The 19,155-nt window shown below is 60.1% G+C and carries 21 protein-coding genes; 13 read left to right on the forward strand and 8 right to left on the reverse strand.

Annotation, left to right across the window (positions count from 1 at the left end; translation table 11 throughout):
• Positions 1–4 precede the first annotated feature (4 nt).
• Positions 5–358 (reverse strand): flagellar hook-basal body complex protein FliE, encoded by a 354-nt coding sequence (gene fliE, locus GTP46_RS07390; protein ID WP_161005981.1) that lies wholly within the window; start codon positions 356–358, stop codon positions 5–7.
• On the opposite strand from fliE, the gene GTP46_RS07395 reads away from it, so the two are divergent.
• From GTP46_RS07395 to GTP46_RS07430, 8 genes are all read left to right on the forward strand, one after another.
• Positions 351–701 carry a hypothetical protein gene (locus tag GTP46_RS07395; protein WP_161005982.1) on the forward strand — a complete coding sequence of 117 codons (351 nt, stop codon included), beginning with the start codon at positions 351–353 and terminating at the stop codon, positions 699–701. The genes fliE and GTP46_RS07395 overlap by 8 nt on opposite strands.
• 263 nt (positions 702–964) lie before the next feature.
• Entirely contained in the window at positions 965–1,864 is a 900-nt protein-coding gene (locus tag GTP46_RS07400) for a FliM/FliN family flagellar motor switch protein (protein WP_161005983.1), read from the forward strand.
• A 2-nt stretch (positions 1,865–1,866) separates the two neighbouring features.
• A complete protein-coding gene (locus GTP46_RS07405; protein ID WP_202414200.1) occupies positions 1,867–2,238 on the forward strand; it encodes a FliM/FliN family flagellar motor switch protein in 372 nt (123 codons plus the stop codon).
• Positions 2,235–3,008, forward strand: a complete 774-nt coding sequence (gene fliP, locus GTP46_RS07410) for a flagellar type III secretion system pore protein FliP (RefSeq protein WP_161005985.1) — start codon at positions 2,235–2,237, stop codon at positions 3,006–3,008. Before GTP46_RS07405 ends, fliP begins: the two co-directional genes overlap by 4 nt.
• Positions 3,009–3,024: 16 nt before the next feature.
• Positions 3,025–3,297 (forward strand): flagellar biosynthesis protein FliQ, encoded by a 273-nt coding sequence (gene fliQ / locus GTP46_RS07415; RefSeq protein ID WP_161005986.1) that lies wholly within the window; start codon positions 3,025–3,027, stop codon positions 3,295–3,297.
• A 10-nt stretch (positions 3,298–3,307) separates the two neighbouring features.
• Positions 3,308–4,087, forward strand: coding sequence for a flagellar biosynthetic protein FliR (gene fliR / locus GTP46_RS07420; protein ID WP_161005987.1), 780 nt, complete (start codon positions 3,308–3,310; stop codon positions 4,085–4,087).
• The gene (locus GTP46_RS07425) at positions 4,080–5,216 is read left to right on the forward strand and encodes an EscU/YscU/HrcU family type III secretion system export apparatus switch protein (protein WP_161005988.1); all 1,137 of its coding nucleotides are present in this window, start codon (positions 4,080–4,082) and stop codon (positions 5,214–5,216) included. The genes fliR and GTP46_RS07425 overlap by 8 nt, the downstream gene beginning before the upstream one ends.
• A gap of 14 nt (positions 5,217–5,230) precedes the next feature.
• The gene (locus tag GTP46_RS07430) at positions 5,231–7,300 is read left to right on the forward strand and encodes a flagellar biosynthesis protein FlhA (protein WP_202414201.1); all 2,070 of its coding nucleotides are present in this window, start codon (positions 5,231–5,233) and stop codon (positions 7,298–7,300) included.
• Here GTP46_RS07430 and GTP46_RS07435 read toward each other — a convergent pair.
• From GTP46_RS07435 to GTP46_RS07445, 3 genes are all read right to left on the reverse strand, one after another.
• Positions 7,297–8,268 (reverse strand): hypothetical protein, encoded by a 972-nt coding sequence (locus GTP46_RS07435; protein ID WP_161005990.1) that lies wholly within the window; start codon positions 8,266–8,268, stop codon positions 7,297–7,299. The two genes, GTP46_RS07430 and GTP46_RS07435, sit on opposite strands and share 4 nt — an antisense overlap.
• A 105-nt stretch (positions 8,269–8,373) precedes the next feature.
• On the reverse strand, positions 8,374–9,279 hold the full coding sequence (locus GTP46_RS07440; RefSeq protein ID WP_161005991.1) for a flagellin N-terminal helical domain-containing protein: 906 nt from the start codon (positions 9,277–9,279) through the stop codon (positions 8,374–8,376).
• A 268-nt stretch (positions 9,280–9,547) separates the two neighbouring features.
• Complete coding sequence (locus tag GTP46_RS07445; protein ID WP_202414181.1) at positions 9,548–11,224, reverse strand: electron transfer flavoprotein-ubiquinone oxidoreductase; 1,677 nt, start codon at positions 11,222–11,224, stop codon at positions 9,548–9,550.
• A 164-nt stretch (positions 11,225–11,388) separates the two neighbouring features.
• Between GTP46_RS07445 and GTP46_RS07450 the strand changes: the two genes are divergently transcribed.
• On the forward strand, positions 11,389–12,165 hold the full coding sequence (locus tag GTP46_RS07450; protein WP_161005992.1) for an SDR family oxidoreductase: 777 nt from the start codon (positions 11,389–11,391) through the stop codon (positions 12,163–12,165).
• On the opposite strand, the gene GTP46_RS07455 is transcribed toward GTP46_RS07450, so the two are convergent.
• Positions 12,162–12,722 carry a LuxR C-terminal-related transcriptional regulator gene (locus GTP46_RS07455; RefSeq protein WP_161005993.1) on the reverse strand — a complete coding sequence of 187 codons (561 nt, stop codon included), beginning with the start codon at positions 12,720–12,722 and terminating at the stop codon, positions 12,162–12,164. The two genes, GTP46_RS07450 and GTP46_RS07455, sit on opposite strands and share 4 nt — an antisense overlap.
• A 126-nt stretch (positions 12,723–12,848) precedes the next feature.
• On the opposite strand from GTP46_RS07455, the gene GTP46_RS07460 reads away from it, so the two are divergent.
• The gene (locus GTP46_RS07460) at positions 12,849–13,550 is read left to right on the forward strand and encodes a CoA transferase subunit A (RefSeq protein ID WP_161005994.1); all 702 of its coding nucleotides are present in this window, start codon (positions 12,849–12,851) and stop codon (positions 13,548–13,550) included.
• Positions 13,551–13,567: 17 nt separating this feature from the next.
• Entirely contained in the window at positions 13,568–14,218 is a 651-nt protein-coding gene (locus tag GTP46_RS07465; protein ID WP_161005995.1) for a CoA transferase subunit B, read from the forward strand.
• A gap of 151 nt (positions 14,219–14,369) precedes the next feature.
• On the opposite strand, the gene GTP46_RS07470 is transcribed toward GTP46_RS07465, so the two are convergent.
• From GTP46_RS07470 to GTP46_RS07480, 3 genes are all read right to left on the reverse strand, one after another.
• Positions 14,370–15,404 (reverse strand): HAF repeat-containing protein, encoded by a 1,035-nt coding sequence (locus tag GTP46_RS07470; protein ID WP_161005996.1) that lies wholly within the window; start codon positions 15,402–15,404, stop codon positions 14,370–14,372.
• A gap of 158 nt (positions 15,405–15,562) precedes the next feature.
• Entirely contained in the window at positions 15,563–16,864 is a 1,302-nt protein-coding gene (locus GTP46_RS07475) for a dicarboxylate/amino acid:cation symporter (protein WP_161005997.1), read from the reverse strand.
• 131 nt (positions 16,865–16,995) lie between these two features.
• The gene (locus GTP46_RS07480; protein WP_161005998.1) at positions 16,996–17,790 is read right to left on the reverse strand and encodes a 3-hydroxybutyrate dehydrogenase; all 795 of its coding nucleotides are present in this window, start codon (positions 17,788–17,790) and stop codon (positions 16,996–16,998) included.
• A gap of 123 nt (positions 17,791–17,913) precedes the next feature.
• Here GTP46_RS07480 and GTP46_RS07485 point away from each other — a divergent pair, with 123 nt between their 5' ends.
• Positions 17,914–18,792 carry an alpha/beta fold hydrolase gene (locus GTP46_RS07485; protein ID WP_161005999.1) on the forward strand — a complete coding sequence of 293 codons (879 nt, stop codon included), beginning with the start codon at positions 17,914–17,916 and terminating at the stop codon, positions 18,790–18,792.
• Positions 18,793–18,799: 7 nt separating this feature from the next.
• Positions 18,800–19,150, forward strand: coding sequence for a RidA family protein (locus GTP46_RS07490; protein ID WP_161006000.1), 351 nt, complete (start codon positions 18,800–18,802; stop codon positions 19,148–19,150).
• Positions 19,151–19,155: the final 5 nt, after the last annotated feature.

Consider the following 19,155-nt stretch of genomic DNA (forward strand, 5'->3'; position numbering starts at 1 on the left):
AGGCTTACAGCGGTAATTTGATGAGTTCGTCGAGGCCGCCCATCACCTTGTTGCGCACTTGCATCAACATCGAGAAGGACAGGCTGGCTTCCTGGCTGGACAGCATGGCGCCGACCAGGTCGTCGCTCTTGCCGGCATCGACATCGGCCATTTTCTGGCCGGCGTCGACGTCCTGGGTGTTGACGTTGTTGATGGCGCCTTGCATGGTCTGGGAGAAAGAGGCGGCGGACTGGCCGTCCTGCACTCCGTACTGGCTGGCGGCAGCGATGGTTTGCTGGCTGCTATTTGCCATGTTTTGCGCCGCGCTCGTCAGCGACGCCAGGTCGGCCTGTATCAGGCTGGAGAATCCGTTGCTCATGGTGCTACCCCCGTTTTTACCGCGTTTTTTTAATGCAATGAATCCAGATGACTACCTTAGCGAGATTGCCGAGATGCAGCAAGCCCATGGTGCAGATATTGTTCCGGCTTATACCAATCGTGCTACACATCCGTTGCGCATGTCACAGTCTTGTAAGAAAGATAGTGTAACCCTGTCGGTCAAAATCGGACACGAGGGCAAGCGAACGCTCGGCATGGCGCGGGAAGGGAAGCAGTGGATGGTGTCAGTCGGCGTTTCGTACACTGTTTTGTTTCATTCCAACCAAAACAGTTTTTTTAAAGCAAATCTCGTTGCAAATCATTGTGTAAGCGCCGTTTGTTGATGTGCGTATCGCAACAGATGTAGTGCGGTAAGCTTACCGGCTAGCAACATTCTTGTAAAGCGCTATTTGTCTTGGGGGAATTATTCAGGTAAATATTGTTTAATAGCAATAATGTGAATTTTGATGTATGCTGCTACCGAGATCGTCCTACTTTAAGTTACGATTAGCAACCAAGCCAAAAAATTGCGCCTGAAGTAACCAGTTTTTAGCTGGATAGTGCGATGATGGAGGAGTAGGGCAGAATTATCCGACATGGCCAATACATGACAACGACAAAACAGACGCAACATCAAGTACTGGACCCCAGCCTGCTGGGCCGTCCGGTGCACCTGCTGCATATCTTTGCGGCCCAGTTGCGCGACGATCTGACGCAGTCCATGCGCCTGAATATGAACCGCCGTTACTGGGGCGGCTTCCAGGTCGAGGAGGTGGCGTTCAGCCGCCTGGAAGGCAATGAAATCCGCAGCCGCTGGCTCAGTTTTGCCGCGCCGGCCGGCCAGATCGCCTTCTCGCTGGAGCGCAAAGTGCTGCTCAGCGTACTCAATTACCGTTATGGCAGCGGCGCCAAGGGCGAAGCCAAAGCCGAGGCCGCCGCGCCGGTGGACGAAAGTACGGTACGCGTGACCGCCACCGAAGAGCGTCTTGCTGTGGTGCTTGGGCAACAGTTGGCTGGCACCCTGGCCGGCCGTATCGAACTCAACCTCCCCGTGATCGAGAAGCCGGCCCTGGCCGAAGGCGAGGCGGTGGATGAGCATGCCGATACCGAATTCAAACCAGCACCCGGTTCGCATCCGGTCAAGGGCACCTGGGTAATCACCGTCACCGTGGCTGAGACCGCCGGTGGCGCGCGCGGCCAGTTCTGGTTTGCGCTCGACAAGAACCTGATGGCCAGCGTGCTGCGCGGCCTGCTGCGCGACCGCGACGCCGGCAAGAAATCCAAGGCCGCCGCCCCGTTGGCGCAGCGCCTGCAGGTGGGCCTGATAGGCCGCCTGGCCAGCAAGGAAGTCACGCTGGGCAGTTTGTACGATTTGCAGGTTGGCGATGTCATCCCGATCAGCCTGGCAAGAGCCGACGTCTTGCTCGAAGATTCCCGCCTGTTTACGGCCGCCGTCACCGAGCACAAAGGCAAACTCTGTTTAACCTCTTTTGAAGACGCCGAATAATGATGAACATGAACGTAGCCAACCCTAGCGACGCCCTGCTGGAAGACCTGTCCGAAGAGATGATCATCGATCAGCCCGGCGCTGAACTGACCGATCTGCCGGCTGCACCCGCGCGCCGCGACTTGCCTGCCATGATGCGCAAGATTCCGGTCACGCTGACGCTGGAAGTGGGGTCGGCCCGCATCTCGCTGCAAGATCTGATGAACATCGGTCCGGATAGCGTGGTGGAGCTGGACGTGCTGGCCGGCGAACCGCTGGTCATCAAGGTGAATGGCACCGCCATCGGCCGCGCCGAAGTGGTGGTAGCAGGTGAAAACTACGGCCTCAAAGTGATCGACCTGGACGGCCTGAATCTCGACATGATGACTCCATGACCTGGAGCTTGAACTTGCAGTGGCGGCGCCGCCTGCTGGCGCTCGCGCCCGTTGCTGCCTTGCTGGGCCTGGCTTGCTTGCCGGGCGCGGCCCACGCGGTGGACCTGCTGGCCAGCGTGGTGCCGGGAGCGAAGACCGAACTGACGGTCAAGATGCAAATCCTGATCATCATGACCTTGCTGGGCTTGCTCCCAGTGATGGTCATGATGATGACCAGCTTTACCCGTTTTGTGATTGTGCTGTCGCTGCTGCGCCAGGCTCTGGGCCTGCAGCAGGGCTTGCCCAACCGGGTGATTACCGGCGTGGCGCTGATCCTGACGCTGCTGGTGATGCGCCCGGTCGGCAATGAAATCTGGACCCAGGCCTTCGTGCCGTACGACCAGGACAAGATCGGACTGGAAACCGCGCTGCAGCTGGCCGAAAAGCCGGTGTCGCGCTTCATGCTGGCGCAAACCAGCAAGGCCGCGCTGCAGCAGATCGCCCACCTGGCCGGCGAAGACAAGATTACCGAACCATCGCAGCACGCCTTTACCGTCAAGCTGGCGGCGTTCGTGCTGTCGGAACTGAAGACCGCGTTCCAGATCGGCTGCATGCTGTTCATTCCGTTTTTGGTGATCGACCTGGTGGTGTCCTCGGTGCTGATGGCGATGGGTATGATGATGCTGTCGCCGCTGGTGATTTCGCTGCCGTTCAAGCTGCTGCTGTTCGTGCTGGTCGATGGCTGGACCCTGACCGTGAATACGCTGGTGACCAGCGTGCAGGCCTACTGAAGAAGAGGCGCACCTTATGCTGACTCCTGAAATTGCCGTCGACCTGGTCGTCGAGTCGCTGCACATTGTGATGCTGCTGGTGGTGATCCTGGTCGTGCCCGGCCTGGTCACCGGCTTGCTGGTGGCGCTGTTCCAGGCCGCTACCCAGATTAATGAACAGACCCTGAGTTTCCTACCGAGGTTGCTGATCACGCTGCTGGCCATCATCCTGGCCGGGCGCTGGATGGCGACTTATCTGATGGACTTCTGTGTGTCCATCTTTACCCGCGCCGCCACGCTGGTCGGCTAGCTTTACTGCCATGGAATCCGTCCTCGCCCAGTTGCTGCCGCTGCTGACCGCCATCTGGTGGCCGTTCTGCCGCATCCTGGCGATGTTCATCGGCGCGCCGGTGCTGGGCGAGGCAGTGACGCCGACCACGGTGCGGATTCTGATCGCGCTGGTGCTGGCCATCCTGATGCTGCCGCTGACCGGCGGCCATCCGCCGATCAATCCATTTTCCATGCACGGCGTTGTCGCCACCATCGAGCAGGGCCTGCTGGGCTTTGTGCTGGGGCTGGCGTTCCACTTTGCGATGTCGGTGATCGGTGTGCTGGGCTTCATGGTGTCATCGCAGATGGGCTTGTCGATGGCGGTGATGAATGACCCGCTCAACGGCCAATCGTCGGACGTGACCTCGGCGCTGCTGTCGACGCTGGCCATCATTGTGTTCTTTGCGATTGATGGCCATCTGGTGATTGCCAACGTGATCGGCCAAAGTTTCAAGGCGTGGCCACTGGGACAGGGCTTTGGCCCGGGATTGCTGGAAGCGGTGGCCTACAATGTGGCGTGGATTTTTTCGGCCGCCATGCTGCTGGCCATCCCGGTGGTGTTTTCCACGCTGGTGGTGCAGCTCGGCTTCGGCTTTTTGAACCGTGTGGCGCCCAGCCTGAATTTGTTCGCGCTGGGTTTTTCCGTGATCACTATCTTCGGCCTGCTGATGCTGGCGCAGGTGGTGAAGTTCATCCCCGAGCACTATATCCGCATGACCAATATGGTGCTGGAGATGATACGTCAGCAAATGCAGGTGGCGCATGGCTGACGAGAGCACAGGCGATAAAACAGAAAAGGCTTCACAGCAGAAGCTGAAGAAGTCACGCCAGGAAGGGCAGGTGGTCCGCTCGCGCGACCTGTCGACTGCGATCGGGATCCTGGTCAGCCTCAAGCTGTTCGTCTACCTGCTGCCCGGCTATCTGATGGAATTTAACGAAATCTTCCACCAGAGTTTTGCGCCATTCGACAGTGATGGCGCCATCGACAACGCCATGTCGACCGTGTTCAGCAGCTCGATGTGGTTGCTGATCAAGATGGTGCTGCCACTGTTTGTGGTGCCGCTGTTTATCATGCTGGGCGCCATGGTGCCGGGCGGCTGGGTGGTCTCGACCAGCCATTGGGAACCCAAGCTGTCGCGCATGAGCCCGGCGGCTAATCTTGGTCGCCTGTTCAGCGGCAAGCATGCGTTTGAAGTGGCAATCTCGATTGGCAAGGCAGGTGTGCTGATTGCGGTGCTGATCCACGTCGCCCGTTCCAGTGTGAACGACTACACCCAGCTGCAGATGATGCCGATGGGGCAGGCCATGCTGAACGGCTCCAACCTGATGCTGGACGGCTTGATGTCGATGGTGGCGGTGTTCGTCATCTTCGCGCTGGTGGACGTGCCGGCGCAGGCCTGGTTCTTCGCCAAGAATCAGCGCATGTCCAAGCAGGATTTGAAGGAAGAGCATAAATCGACCGAGGGCCGGCCCGAGGTCAAGCAGCGTATCCGCCAGTTGCAGCGGGCACTGGCGCGGCGCAGCGCGCGCAAGAGCGTGCCGACTGCCGACGTGGTAATCGTCAACCCGGAGCACTATGCAGTGGCGCTCAAGTACGATGCCCTCAAGGCCGAGGCGCCGTTCGTGATCGCCAAAGGCGTCGATGAAATGGCGCTGTACATCAAGCAGCTGGCCACCGAATTCAAGATTGAAGTGATGGAGCTGCCGCCGCTGGCGCGCGCCATCTACAACACCAGCCAGGTCAACCAGCAGATTCCGGTGCAGCTGTATCAAGCCGTATCGCAAGTGCTGAACTATGTGCTGCAGTTGCAAGCATTCCGTACCGGACGGCGCGCCGCCGAACCGGAACGTCCAAAAGAAGTTGTTGTACCTACATCCATGAGCGAGGTTAAGCAGTGAATTTTTTCCAAACCATGATTGCGGAGATACGCCGTCACAAGTTTGCCACCCCGGCATTCTTGCTGATTATTCTGGCGATGATCATGCTGCCGCTGCCGCCGATTTTGCTGGACGTGATGTTCACGTTCAATATCGTGCTGGCCTTGATTGTGATTTTGGGCTCGGTATCGGTGCGCCGTCCGCTGGACTTCTCGGTGTTCCCGACCGTCCTGCTGGCCACCACCATGCTGCGCCTGACGCTGAACGTGGCGTCGACCCGCGTGGTGCTGCTGCACGGCCATGAAGGCACGGCCGCTGCCGGTCACGTGATTGAGGCCTTTGGTAACGTGGTGGTCGGCGGTAACTACGTGGTCGGTATCGTGGTGTTCGTGATTCTGATGATCATCAACTTCATGGTGGTGACCAAGGGTGCGGAACGTATTTCGGAAGTGTCGGCGCGTTTCACGCTGGACGCCTTGCCGGGCAAGCAGATGGCGATTGACGCCGACCTGAACGCCGGCCTGATCAACCAAGAGAAGGCGCAGCAGCGCCGTCTGGAAGTGGCGTCGGAAGCCGACTTCTACGGCGCCATGGACGGTGCCTCCAAGTTCGTGCGCGGCGATGCCGTGGCCTCGATCCTGATCCTGATCATCAACATGGTCGGTGGCGTGGCGATTGGCGCGCTGATGCAGGACATGTCGTTTGGCGCGGCCTTCAAACAGTACGCGTTGCTGACCATCGGTGACGGCCTGGTGGCGCAGATCCCGGCGCTGCTGCTGTCGGCTGCGGCGGCAATCCTGGTGACCCGTATTTCGGATTCGGGCGACTTCGAGCAGCAAGTGGGCAGCCAGGTCCTGACCTCGCCGCAAGTGATGTTTAGTGCGGCCGGCATGATGCTGGTCCTGGCGCTGGTGCCGGGCATGCCGTGGCAGATGTTTGCGCCGTTCTCCGGCATCCTGGCTTACGTCGGCTGGAAGCTGCTGAACAGAGTACAAAAGCCCGATACCTCCAATCTGGACGCCATCGAGGCGGCGCTACGCGACGAACGCGCGCCCGACCTCGACTGGTACAGCCTGCCGTCCGTGCAGCCGCTGCAGATCGCCGTTGGCTACAAGCTGGTGACGCTGATCGACAAGGCGCATGGCGAGCCGCTGAGCAAGCGCGTCAAAGGCGTGCGCCAGAGTTTGTCGGAATCGATGGGCTTGCTGTTGCCACCCATCGGCGTGCGCGATGACCTGGGCCTCAAGCCAACCCAGTACTCGGTGATTTTGTCGGGCAGCGTGGTGTCGCAGGCCGAAGTGTTTGCCGACCGCCTGATGGCGATTCCATCGCCGAATGTGTACGGCCAGATCGACGGCATCCCCGGCATCGAGCCGGCGTACGGCATGCCGGTGACGTGGATCGAAACCAGCGAGAAAGCCAATGCGCTGGGCCTAGGCTACCAGGTGGTGGAGGCGCCGAGCGCGATTGCCACCCACTTGTCCAAGCTGATCCGCGAATACCTGCCGGAGCTGTTCCGCCATGAGGACGTGCCGGCGCTGATGGAGCGCCTGACCGCCATTGCGCCCAAGCTGGCCTCGGCGCTGGACAAGTCCCTGACCCATACCCAGATGCTGCGCGTATTCCGCGTACTGCTGGCGGAGAACGTGTCGCTGAAAGATATCGTGCCGATCGCCACCACGCTGGTGGATAGTTCGGAAACCACCAAGGATCCTATCCTGTTGGCGGCGGAAGTGCGCTGCGCCCTGCGGCGCCAGATCGTCAGCAGCCTGTTTGGCCAGAAGACCGAGATGCAAGCCTTCAACCTTGGCGGCGATCTGGAAAACATGCTGCTCGGTTCGCTGAATCAGGCGCGCCAGAGCGGCAAGGTGGTGCTGGACAATTACCCGATCGATCCACACCTGCTGGCGCAGCTGCAAGTGAATATGCCGGTGGCGCGCGAGCAGATGAAGCAGCAGGGCACGCCGCCGCTGCTGCTGGTGCTGCCGCAGATCCGTCCACTGCTGGCGCGCTATGCCCGCCTGTTCGCGCCGGGCTTGCACGTGCTGTCCTACAACGAGATTCCGGAGAATCGCGAAGTCAGCATCATCGGTACGGTAGGTTAAGCGCTCTCGGAGAACAAATCATCGGCGATGGCGGGCTGCGACAGCAGTACCGCCACTTCCGCCATCGCGCGGAACAGGGCTTGCGTCAGGGCCGCCGTGTGCATGCGGCTTGGGTGGGAATGTTCGCCGGTCGCGGCCGGCAGTTCGCGGCGCAGGCGGCAGCGCAGGATGCTCAGGCCGGAGCGGCTGACCACCGCTGCCAACTGTGGCAGCAAGTCGCGCATGTGCTGCATGGCCGAGGTTTGCGCAGCGCCCACTTCCAGCACCACGCCATTGCCGCTGGCCGGCTCCATCTGGATCACCACCCGGCCCACGCCGGGCAGCATCAGCTCCAGTCGCAAGGCCACGCGCGTGCGGCGACGGCGGTTGCGGTCGTATTCTTCATCATCCTTGACCACCACTTTCAGCACCAGCCGTTCCGCGCCCCAGGCGTAGACGGCAAAGCGCCATGGTTCCATCTCGGTCACCAGCGGCGTGCCGGGACGGCCGTCGCGCATCGAGGAGGGGGTGTTATCGGCCATGAACAGACTGGCGGGCAGGTGCTGGCCGGTGGCTTGCTCCAGCCAGGCGGCACGTTGTTCGCTGTAGGTGCGCACCATCACTTGCCACGAGGCGGCCATGGCGCTGGTATCAGGCGGCTGCCAGACCATCTGGCGTGACAGGAACAGCTGGTTGGGACGCATGGCGGCGGGATCGCCGGCATCTGGCACTTCGCCCAAGGCGGCGGCCAGCGCCTCGGCATGCGAGGGCGGCAGTGTTTGTTGCTGATCCGGGCCATCGAGGATGGCGCCAACGGCATTGGGGCCGTTGGTACTGTTCGGGCCACTGGGGCCGAGCGGACCAACCGGAAAATCGACATCGATCGTGCCATCGCTGCCCGGTACGCGCGCGACCTGTCCTGGCTGCGCTTGCGGCCGGTCCGGTACGCCAAGCGGGCGTAAAGAGGGTCCGATACGATCTACAGCCATCAGGCTCGCTTTCTGGAAATGCGTGTATAAAAAAAGCCAACCGAAAAGCTCCGGTTGGCCCTTTTAGTAAACCGGATATCAGAAGATGTCCGGATATTACTACGATTACTGCAGCAGGGACATAACCAGCGACGAGGTGCTGTTCGACTGTTTCAACATCGCGGTGCCAGCTTGCAGCAGCATCTGCGACGAGGTCATGTTCGACGATTCAGCAGCGAAGTCGGTGTCCATGATGCGGCCGGTTGCAGCCTTGGTGTTGGTCGAGATGTTCGACAAGTTGTTGTACACGTGGTCCAGGCGGTTAGCGGTAGCACCCAGCGACGAACGTACCGAACCAACTTGGTCGATTGCGGTCGAAATGGTGTCGATGGTGGCGTTAGCAGCGGTCTGGCCGGCGGTGTTGGTGGCGCCAGCAGCGGTACCGTCCGAACCGTCCGAGATTTCAACGCCAACTGCGGCGCCGCCAGCAGCGTAACGTGCGCTCACGGTGCCCAGGCTGGTGGTCAGCGTGGTCATCGCAGTCGTCAGATCCATGCTCATGGTTTCCGACTTGCTTGCGCCGATCTGGAAGGTCATGGCCGAAGCGATGCTACCGCCGTCCAGCAGCTTGGCGCCGCCGAAGGTGGTGTTTTTCATGACGTTGTTCAGCTCGCTACCCAGAGCGTCGTATTCCGACTGCAGAGCAGCCTGGTCTTTTGCGGTCGACGATGCGTCAGCTGCTTGGGTGGCCAGGTCTTTCATGCGGGTCAGCATGGTGGTCACTTCGTCAAACGCGCCTTCGGCGGTTTGCAGCATCGAGATCGAGTTTTGGGTGTTGCGCATGGCCATGGCCATACCGCTGGTTTGGGCTTTCAGACGGGTTGCGATTTGCAGGCCTGCAGCGTCGTCCATGGCCGAATTGACACGGAAGCCGGTGCTCAGGCGGGTCTGCGAAGTCGACAGTGCCGACTGGGTGCGACCGATCGAGTTCTGTGCGGAAAGGGCCGCAGAATTAGTGTGAAGGCTCAGCATGAAATAACTCCTGGTAGGTGGATTCAGTTCGGAGCAACGGATCCTTTGTGCTCTCCCAAGTACAAGACGACCGTATCTGGAAGGACATTAAATGCTTTGTGGAAATTTATGAAAAATTTTTTACTTGGCACCAAAAAAACCGCTATCCGCCGCATTTTTCCATCAACCGATTATGGGCCGATTACTCGACAGGGGCAAGAATTCGTACCGCGCGCCAAAAGAAAAACAGCGCGGGGGTGAGCCGCGCTGTTCTTAAAGTGTTGCTTTTTTACATATTCGGATAGTTCGGGCCGCCTCCGCCTTCCGGCGTGATCCAGACGATGTTCTGGGTCGGGTCCTTGATATCGCAGGTTTTGCAGTGGACGCAGTTCTGGGCGTTGATCTGCAGGCGGTCGGTGCCTTCGTCGGTTTTGACGAATTCGTACACGCCGGCAGGGCAGTAGCGCGCTTCAGGGCCAGCATACTGGGCCAGGTTGACGTCCACCGGCACGCTCGGGTTCTTCAGCGTCAGGTGGATAGGCTGGTCTTCGGCGTGGTTGGTGTTCGAGATGAACACCGACGACAGGCGGTCGAAGGTCAGCTTGCCATCCGGCTTAGGATAGTTGATCGGCGCAAACTGCGAAGCCGGTTTCAGGCATTCATGGTCGGCATAGGAGTGGCGCAGGGTCCATGGCGCTTTGCCGCGGAACACGATCTGGTCGATGCCGGCCATCACCGAGCCCAGGTACAGGCCCTTGCTCAGCCACGGCTTGACGTTACGCGCCACGTGCAGTTCTTCGTGCAGCCACGATTGTTCGAACGCGGCCGGGAAGGAGGCCAGTTCGTCGCCCTGGCGGCTGGCGCCCAGTGCTTCGAACACCGATTCAGCGGCCAGCATGCCGGACTTGATGGCGGCGTGCGAACCCTTGATGCGGCTCATGTTCAGGAAACCGGCGTCGCAGCCGATCAACGCGCCGCCCGGGAATACCAGCTTCGGCAGCGATTGCAGGCCGCCGGCGGTGATCGCGCGCGCACCGTAGGAAATACGCTTGGCGCCTTCGAAGAAGGTGCGGATTTCCGGGTGGGTCTTGTAGCGCTGGAATTCTTCGTATGGCGACAGGTATGGATTTTCGTAGTTCAGGCCAACCACGTAACCGACCACCACCTGGTTGTTTTCCAGGTGGTACAGGAAGGAACCGCCGTAGGTTTTGCTGTCCAGCGGCCAGCCGGTGGTGTGCACCACCAGGCCAGGCTGGTGCTTGGCTGGATCGATCTCCCACAGTTCTTTAATGCCGATGCCGTAGGATTGCGGATCCTTGCCCTTGTTCAGGTCGTACTTGGCGATCAGCTGCTTGCCCAGGTGGCCGCGCGCGCCTTCGGCGAACAGGGTGTATTTGCCGTGCAGTTCCATGCCCAGTTGGAATTCCGGACCGGCTTCGCCGTCGCGTTTTACACCCATATTGCCGGTCGCTACGCCTTTGACCGAGCCGTCATCGTTGTACAGCACTTCCGCCGCTGCGAAGCCCGGGAAGATTTCCACGCCCAGCGCTTCCGCTTGCTGGCCCAGCCAGCGCACCACATTACCCAGCGAAATCACGTAGTTGCCGTGGTTTTCAAAGCACTTCGGCAACAGCATGTTCGGCGTTTTGTAGGCCTTGGTTTCGGTCAGGAACAGCACGCGGTCTTCGGTGACAGCGGTGTTCAGCGGTGCGCCTTTTTCTTTCCAATCCGGGATTAGTTCGGTCAGGGCTTTCGGGTCCATCACGGCGCCGGACAGGGTGTGGGCGCCCAGTTCGCCGCCTTTTTCCAGCAGGACGACGGACACTTCCTGGCCTTTTTCAGCAGCCAGCTGTTTGATCTTGATCGCTGCCGACAAGCCTGCTGGGCCGCCGCCGACGATGACGACGTCATACTCCATCGCGTCGCGTGGGCCATACTGTTCTACAAGATTTTGAGGCTGAGTCATGGTCTGTTGTTATAGTGATTGTGGTGAATGTAAAAATTTTAGCACGAACGTGCTTCTTTTTTGACTGGTTTGCTGCCATTTTCCGCGACATTATTAGACACCGCAATCTAATACTGGGAATTTGTGTAATGATTCTATTTAATCACCAACATTAGGGAGTCACCGTGGGCATTGAAGTCAACTTTGAGGGAAAAATTGCGCTGATCACCGGCGCCTCCAGCGGTCTGGGAGCCCGGTTTGCCAAAGTGCTGGCCCAGGCGGGCGCGCAAGTGGTGCTGGCGTCGCGCCGCACCGAGCGCCTCAAGGAATTACGCGCCGAGATCGAGGCCGATGGTGGCGCGGCCCACGTGGTCAGCCTGGATGTGACCGACTTCGCCAGCATCAAGTCGGCCATCGCCCATGCCGAGACCGAAGCCGGGCCGATCGATATCCTGGTCAATAACTCCGGCGTTTCGACCACCCAGCGGCTGGCCGATGTCACGCCGGAAGACTACGCTTTCGTGATGGACACCAATCTGCGCGGCGCGTTTTTCGTCGCCCAGCAGACCGCCAAGCGCATGATTGCGCGTGCCAAGGGTGATCCAAGCAAGACACACCGCATCATCAACATCGCCTCGGTGGCGGGCTTGCGCGTGCTGCCGCAGATTGGCGTGTACTGCATGAGCAAGGCCGGCGTGGTGCAGATGACCAAGGCCATGGCGGTGGAGTGGGGCAAGTACGGTATCAATACCAACGCCATTTGCCCTGGCTATATTTCGACCGAGATCAACGAGGATTATTTCGCCAGCGAGCAGGGCCAGAAGCTGATCGAGATGCTGCCGCGCAAGCGTCCGGGCAAGCCGGAAGACCTGGATGGCTTGCTGTTGCTGCTGGCTGGCGAGGACTCGAATTTCATCAACGGCGCGATTATCTCGGCCGATGACGGTATGACTGCCACTTAAAGCTGCACGCCGACCAGCTTGTGGACGAGTTCTGACGAGGTGGCGGCCGAGAATTTGCGCATCAGCTTGGCGCGGTGCATTTCCACCGTGCGCGGGCTGAGGTCGACCTGGCGGGCGATGGTCTTGCTGGTTTTGCCTTCCACCAGCAGGGCGGCGATTTCGCGTTCGCGCGGCGTCAGTTCGGCCGTCACCGGGCGCTTTTCGCTCACATCTTCAAAGGTCCAGATGCCGGGACCGAGCGGCTCGCTGGATTTCATCGCGTGGCCGGTCACATGGCACCAGAATAGTTCGCCGTCAGCGCGGCGCATGATGCGCTCGTCCGAATAGCGGCCACGGGCGTTCATGATAGGGATGATGCGGTCGCCGGTGCGCAGGAACTCGTCCATCGTTGGATAGAGGGTGAGGAAGGACAAACCGTCCAGCTGGGCGCGGCTGTAGCCGAACATGCCGGCCAGCGCCTCATTGCTGGACTGGATCACGCGGTTTTCGGAGATGCACATGCCCACCGGCGCATGCAGGAAGATGGATTCGTAATCGATGGCAGGCTGTACGCTCATGGGGCCGGGCAGGTATTTCTACGGTATTGAACTTTTGATGTGCGTATTCTATGCTGGATCGCTGCTCTGCTAACGCATTTAACAACGTTGGCAAGGTACACGCAACATAAATCACAAGGGACATATATGAATAAAATCTTTCCGGACGCCGCCAGCGCCTTGGCCGGCGTTGTGCAAAACGGCCAAACCATTGCAGTCGGCGGCTTCGGCCTGTGCGGCATCCCGGAGGCGCTGATCGGCGCACTGCGCGATTCCGGCGTCACCGGCCTGACCGCCATTTCCAACAACGCGGGCGTGGACGGCTTCGGCTTGGGCCAACTGCTGGAAACCCGCCAGATCAAGAAAATGATCGCTTCCTACGTCGGTGAAAACAAAGAGTTCGCGCGCCAGTACCTGGCTGGCGAGCTGGAGCTGGAATTCACGCCGCAAGGCACGCTGGCGGAAAAGCTGCGTGCCGGCGGCGCTGGCATCCCGGCCTTCTTCACCAAGACCGGCGTCGGCACCATCGTTGCCGACGGCAAGGAAATTCGTGAGTTCGACGGCGAGCAGTACGTGATGGAACGCAGCCTGGTGGCCGATGTAGCGCTGGTCAAGGCATGGAAGGCCGACAAGGCCGGCAACCTGGTGTTCCGCAAAACCGCGCGCAACTTCAACCCGAACGCGGCCATGGCCGGCAAGATCTGCATCGTGGAAGTCGAGCAGATCGTCGAGACTGGCACGATTGATCCGGACCAGGTGCACCTGCCGAGTATCTACGTGCACCGCATCGTGCTCAACGCCATGCCGGAAAAACGTATCGAACAGCGCACCATCCGCGCCGCAAACTAAGAATATCGGAGATTACTATGGCATGGACTCGTGATGAAATGGCCGCGCGCGCGGCCAAGGAACTGCAAGACGGTTACTACGTCAACCTCGGCATCGGCTTGCCGACGCTGGTGGCTAACTACGTCCCGTCGGGGATCGAAGTCTTCCTGCAATCGGAAAACGGCTTGCTGGGCATCGGCCCGTTCCCGACCGAAGCGGACATCGACGCTGACCTGATCAACGCTGGCAAGCAGACCGTGACGGCGCTGCCGGGCGCTGCCTACTTCAGCTCGGCCGACTCGTTCGGTATGATCCGCGGCGGCAAGATCAATCTGGCGATTTTGGGCGCGATGCAGGTGTCGGAAAAGGGCGACCTGGCCAACTGGATGATCCCGGGCAAAATGGTCAAGGGCATGGGCGGCGCGATGGATCTGGTGGCCGGTGTAAAAAAAGTGGTGGTGCTGATGGAGCACGTTGCCACTGCCAAAGACGGCTCGACCTCGCACAAACTGCTGCCGAAATGCGACCTGCCGTTGACCGGCGTGGGCGTGGTAGACATCGTCATCACCGACCTCGGCGTGATGGAAGTGACCGAGGCTGGCCTGAAAGTGACCGAACTGGCGCCCGGCGTCAGCAAAGACCAGATTCAGGCCGCCACCGGCGTCAAGCTGGATTTCTCGGCGCTGTAATTTGGCGGGGTTGACGCTGCTTGTCGCTGTAAAAGCGCGCGGCACCAACCCAACCCGCACACCGCTGCGGCCAGGGTCTGACCCCGTCCGGGGTCAGACCCTTTTGTTTGGGGTACTGCAATCAACATACCGGTTTAGAGTCAACTACCTCTCATCCGCTGTACCCCGGAATGGCGATGCCACGATAGCGGCGGCGGTAGAACACCACGCCGACCGCGCCTGTCAATACGACGGCAATCAGGCCCAGCAGATCCTGTCCGCCATGTGTCTCCACCGCCGGCTGGCTGGAGATCATGGTGGACGCGGTAAATTTCTTCCCTACGCTGCGGGCGCCGATGACCAGTTCGTTGCTGTTGATGGCGTTGACCAGATACAGCCCGTGGCCGCCCGGATGCACGGTCATTTTCCCATCGCGGTAGACAAACGAGCGGCGCTCGTCGCCGATCCGGATGCTGCCGACCACATGGCCGGCGTTGTTGATGGCGGTGGCGAAGCTGTCACCGTAGCCGATTAGCGCGCCGAGGTCTTGCATTTTTCCTTGTTCCCACACGAAGGCGTGCCAGCGCCGCTCCGGCGTTTCGGACGCACCCACCACCACGCCTTTGTCGTTGATGCCGGTGGCGCTGCTGGCGCGGCCGCCCAACGTCCCCAAGTCCTGCATGCTGCCGCTCTGGTAAAGGAAGGCGCGCCGGTAGCCATCCGCCAGCGCGGCGGTGCCGACTACGGCGCCCTGATTGTTGATGCCGGCCGCGTAGCTGATCTTGCCGCCCAGCGTCCCGAGGTCCTGCTGCTCCTGCTCACCGTCCTTGAGGAAGGCGCGGTAGTAGCCGTCGCTGGTGTCGGCATAACCCACGGTCTGGCCGCGATCATTGAGCGCCGCGCCGTAGCTGCTGTTACCGCCCAATGTGCCGAGGTCCTGCATCGCCTGGCCGTGGCGGACGACGAAAGCGCGCCAGTAGCCACGGGCGTTCTGCGCCGTGCCGATCACATCGCCGGCAGCGTTGATGCCTTTGGTGAAGGCGTCGCTACCGCCGAGCGTGCCCAGCTCGATGGGGCGGCCATCGTACAGCACTGCGCGCTGGTGGCCATCTTCATCTTCGATGATGCCGACCATTTGCCCGCGCGCGTTGATGTCGACCGCGATGCTTTGTTCCTTGCCGATTGCGCCCAGTGTGAGTTCCGCCATGAATGTCTCCTCGTATGCAAATACTGGAATATTCTGCAACTCTTGTGCCACGCCGATTTAAGCACAAAACTGTTCAGGATTGAACGCCGCACTGTCCGGAAATGAACAAAAAGCCCCGGGCATTGCTGCGCGGGGCTTTTGGGCGGAGTAGGGGAGGCTTAGCGGCCAGGCAGTGCTTCCAGCGGCTCCGGGTCCTTGATGGTCGAACCTGGATTCGCCAGCTCGGCTTTCATCTTGTCGTGATCCAGTTCTTTTTCCCAGTTCGACACCACTACGGCAGCAACGCCGTTGCCGATGAAGTTGGTCAGTGCGCGGCACTCGGACATGAAGCGGTCGATGCCGAGGATCAGTGCCATGCCGGCCACTGGAATATCCGGCACCACGTGCAGCGTCGCCGCCAGCGTGATGAAGCCGGCGCCAGTAATGCCTGATGCGCCTTTCGAGGTCAGCATCGCCACGCCAAGGATGGTCAGTTCCTGCAGCAGGGTCAGTTCGGTGTTGGTCGCTTGCGCCACGAACAGGGCGGCCATGGTCATGTAGATGTTGGTGCCGTCCAGGTTGAACGAGTAGCCGGTCGGGACCACCAGACCCACCACCGATTTCGAGCAGCCCAGGCGTTCCAGTTTATTCATCAGCGACGGCAGGGCCGATTCCGACGAGCTGGTGCCAAGCACGATCAGCAGTTCTTCCTTGATATAGAGGATGAAGCGGCCGATGGAGAAGCCGGTCAGGCGCGCCACAGTGCCCAGTACTACCACCACGAAGATAATGCAGGTAGCGTAGAAGCAGCCCATCAGGGAAGCCAGCGGCAGCAGCGATTTGATGCCGTATTTGCCGATGGTGAAAGCCATCGCGCCAAATGCGCCGATCGGTGCGACTTTCATCACGATGTTGACCACGCCGAAGATGGCGTGCGAGGCGTCATCGATCAGCTTGACCAGCGGCTTGCCGCGCTCGCCCAGCAGCGAGATCGCGAAACCAAACAGGATGGCGATCAGCAGCACTTGCAGGATGTCGCCCTTGGCAAACGCATCAACCACCGTATTCGGGATGATGTTCATCAGGAATTCGACGGTGGTCAGCGGGTGTGCTTTGGTGGTGTACTGCTCGATGGACTTGGCATCCAGCGTGGCGGCGGTGGCGTTGAAGCCGGCGCCCGGTTTGAAGATGTTGGCGACGAACAGGCCGATCACCAGCGCGAAGGTGGAAATCACTTCAAAGTACAGCAGCGCCTTGCCGCCAACACGGCCGATCTTCTTCACGTCCTGCATACCGGCGATACCCGACACCACGGTACAGAAAATCACCGGTGCGATGATCATCTTGATCAGCTTGATGAAGCCGTCGCCGAACGGCTTCATGGCCACGCCGCTGTCCGGATAGAAAGCGCCGAGCAGGATGCCGCAGGCAATGGCAAAAAGTACCTGCACGTACAGGACTTTATAGAATGGTTTTTTCACGTGTTCTCCTCGTATTTTATTTCGTGTGAGGAGTGCATCATCGCGCAATCATGCAGATATCACTATTGTGGAAAGCCGCAAATAACGGCCAGTGATATCTGCCTTTGGTAAGGGATAGTACTTACTGGCGTTTATTGCGCTACCCAGCCGCCGTCCATATTCCACGCCACGCCGCGTACCTGCTTGGCCGCGTCCGAGCACAGGAACACCGCCAGCGCGCCCAGTTCTTCCGGCGTGACGAAGTCGCCCGACGGCTGCTTGTCGGCCAGCAGCGCCTTCTTGGCGGCTTCGTTGCTGATGCCGTCCTTGGCGGCGCGATCATCCACCTGCTTTTGCACCAGCGGCGTCAGCACAAAGCCGGGGCAGATGGCGTTGACGGTGATGCCAGTGGTGGCGGTCTCCAGCGCGTTGGTCTTGGTCAGGCCAACCAGCCCGTGTTTGGCGGCGACATAAGCCGACTTGCCGGCTGACGCCACCAGGCCGTGCGCCGACGCCAGGTTGATGATGCGGCCCCAGTTGTTGGCGCGCATACGTGGCAGCACCAGGCGCGAGGTGTGGAAGGCCGAGGTCAGGTTGATGGCAATAATGGCATCCCATTTCTCGACCGGGAAATCTTCGACATTGGCGACGTACTGGATGCCGGCGTTATTCACCAGCACATCGACACCGCCAAACTTCTCGCCGGCGAACTGGATCATGGCTTCGATCTCGGCTGGCTTGGTCATATCGGCGTTGTGATAGGCCACTTGCACGTCGAATTCCTTGGCCAGGTCGATCTGCAGTTGCGCGATTTCCTGGCTGTCGCCAAAGCCGTTCAGCAGCACGTTGGCGCCCTCGGCCGCCAGCGAGCGGGCGATGCCCAGGCCGATGCCGGAGGTGGAGCCGGTAACTAACGCGGTCTTAGCGCTCAAAGTCTTGTTTGCCATATTCTGTCCTCTGGAGAGTTGATGATTAAGAGTGCGCTGCGCTACACTTCGGTAAGATTTTGTCACAACGCGGTAAAATGGTCATTCTGAACATCATTACATAAAAACCATTGAGGAAGCCGCATGCTAAAAGCAAAAATAAAGTCTGTTCAATGCCTGTCGCTGGCTGGCCTGCATCGCATGTCCTATAAAGAATGGGGCGATGAGAGCAATCCCAATGTACTGGTCTGCGTTCACGGCGTTACCCGTGTGGCGGACGACTTTGACAACATGGCGCGCGCCTTGGCCAACGACTATCGCGTGATCGCTCCCGATATCGTCGGCCGCGGCCGCTCCGACTGGCTGAAGAACCCGCAGCTGTACCGCATTCCGCAGTATGTCAGCGATATCGTAACTCTGCTGGCGCGTGTGCTGCCAGACGCCGAAAGTCAGAAGGTCGACTGGTTCGGCACCTCGATGGGCGGGCTGATCGGCATGGGTCTGGCCTCGCTGCCGGGCAATCCGATTCGCAAGCTGGTGCTCAACGATATCGGTCCGGTGCTGGCGCCGATGGCGATGCAACGCATCGGCGACTACATCGGCCAGGACTTGCGCTTTGAAACTTTTGAAGCCGGCGCCAAGTTCATCCGCGACGTCTCGCTGTCGTTTGGCGAGCACACGGAGGCGGAATGGCACAAGCTGGCCGCCGATGTGCTGCGCCAGGACAAGGACGGCAAATGGGTGCGCCACTACGATATGGGTCTGGCCTTGCCGTTCCGTTCGGCCACGCCGGAATCGGCCGACGCCGACCAGGCCATGCTGTGGGCCGCTTACGACGCCATCACTTGTCCAACGCTGCTGGTGCGCGGCGCTGACTCCGACCTGCTGTCGCCGGAAACGGCCAAGCTGATGACGGAGCGCGGCCCCAAAGCCACGCTGGTGGAAATCCCGAACGTCGGCCATGCGCCGACCTTTATTCACGACGATCAAATCGCAATAGCAAAGCAATTCCTGTTAGGTTAAGAAGAGTATGGAAATCAAACGACTGCACGTGGGCAAACGCCTGTCCGAAGTGGCGATCCACAACAACACCGTGTATCTGGCCGGCCAGATCCCGGACGACCTGTCGCTCGACATTAACGGCCAGACGCGCGAAGTGCTGGCCCACATCGACCGCCTGCTGGGTGAGTCCGGCAGCGACAAGACCTGCATCCTGAGCTGCCAGATCTACATCAAGGACATGGCCGACTTCCCGGGCATGAACGAGGAGTGGGACGCGTGGGTGGCGCAAGGCCACACGCCGCCGCGCGCCACGGTGGAAGCTAAACTGTACGACCCGCGCGTACTGGTTGAAATCGTCGTTATCGCCGCGCAGCGCTAGGAGTC

The sequence above is a fragment of the Duganella flavida genome (genome assembly GCF_009857445.1).
Classification (GTDB): domain Bacteria; phylum Pseudomonadota; class Gammaproteobacteria; order Burkholderiales; family Burkholderiaceae_D; genus Rugamonas; species Rugamonas flavida.

Coding starts and splice junctions, on each gene's coding strand:
- fliE (WP_161005981.1), bottom strand. CDS start 358: ATGAGCAACGGATTCTCCAGCCTGATACAGGCCGACCTGGCGTCGCTG.
- GTP46_RS07400 (WP_161005983.1), top strand. CDS start 965: ATGACAACGACAAAACAGACGCAACATCAAGTACTGGACCCCAGCCTG.
- GTP46_RS07405 (WP_202414200.1), top strand. CDS start 1,867: ATGAACATGAACGTAGCCAACCCTAGCGACGCCCTGCTGGAAGACCTG.
- fliP (WP_161005985.1), top strand. CDS start 2,235: ATGACCTGGAGCTTGAACTTGCAGTGGCGGCGCCGCCTGCTGGCGCTC.
- fliQ (WP_161005986.1), top strand. CDS start 3,025: ATGCTGACTCCTGAAATTGCCGTCGACCTGGTCGTCGAGTCGCTGCAC.
- fliR (WP_161005987.1), top strand. CDS start 3,308: ATGGAATCCGTCCTCGCCCAGTTGCTGCCGCTGCTGACCGCCATCTGG.
- GTP46_RS07425 (WP_161005988.1), top strand. CDS start 4,080: ATGGCTGACGAGAGCACAGGCGATAAAACAGAAAAGGCTTCACAGCAG.
- GTP46_RS07430 (WP_202414201.1), top strand. CDS start 5,231: ATGATTGCGGAGATACGCCGTCACAAGTTTGCCACCCCGGCATTCTTG.
- GTP46_RS07435 (WP_161005990.1), bottom strand. CDS start 8,268: ATGGCTGTAGATCGTATCGGACCCTCTTTACGCCCGCTTGGCGTACCG.
- GTP46_RS07440 (WP_161005991.1), bottom strand. CDS start 9,279: ATGCTGAGCCTTCACACTAATTCTGCGGCCCTTTCCGCACAGAACTCG.
- GTP46_RS07445 (WP_202414181.1), bottom strand. CDS start 11,224: ATGACTCAGCCTCAAAATCTTGTAGAACAGTATGGCCCACGCGACGCG.
- GTP46_RS07455 (WP_161005993.1), bottom strand. CDS start 12,722: ATGAGCGTACAGCCTGCCATCGATTACGAATCCATCTTCCTGCATGCG.
- GTP46_RS07460 (WP_161005994.1), top strand. CDS start 12,849: ATGAATAAAATCTTTCCGGACGCCGCCAGCGCCTTGGCCGGCGTTGTG.
- GTP46_RS07465 (WP_161005995.1), top strand. CDS start 13,568: ATGGCATGGACTCGTGATGAAATGGCCGCGCGCGCGGCCAAGGAACTG.
- GTP46_RS07470 (WP_161005996.1), bottom strand. CDS start 15,404: ATGGCGGAACTCACACTGGGCGCAATCGGCAAGGAACAAAGCATCGCG.
- GTP46_RS07480 (WP_161005998.1), bottom strand. CDS start 17,790: ATGGCAAACAAGACTTTGAGCGCTAAGACCGCGTTAGTTACCGGCTCC.
- GTP46_RS07485 (WP_161005999.1), top strand. CDS start 17,914: ATGCTAAAAGCAAAAATAAAGTCTGTTCAATGCCTGTCGCTGGCTGGC.
- GTP46_RS07490 (WP_161006000.1), top strand. CDS start 18,800: ATGGAAATCAAACGACTGCACGTGGGCAAACGCCTGTCCGAAGTGGCG.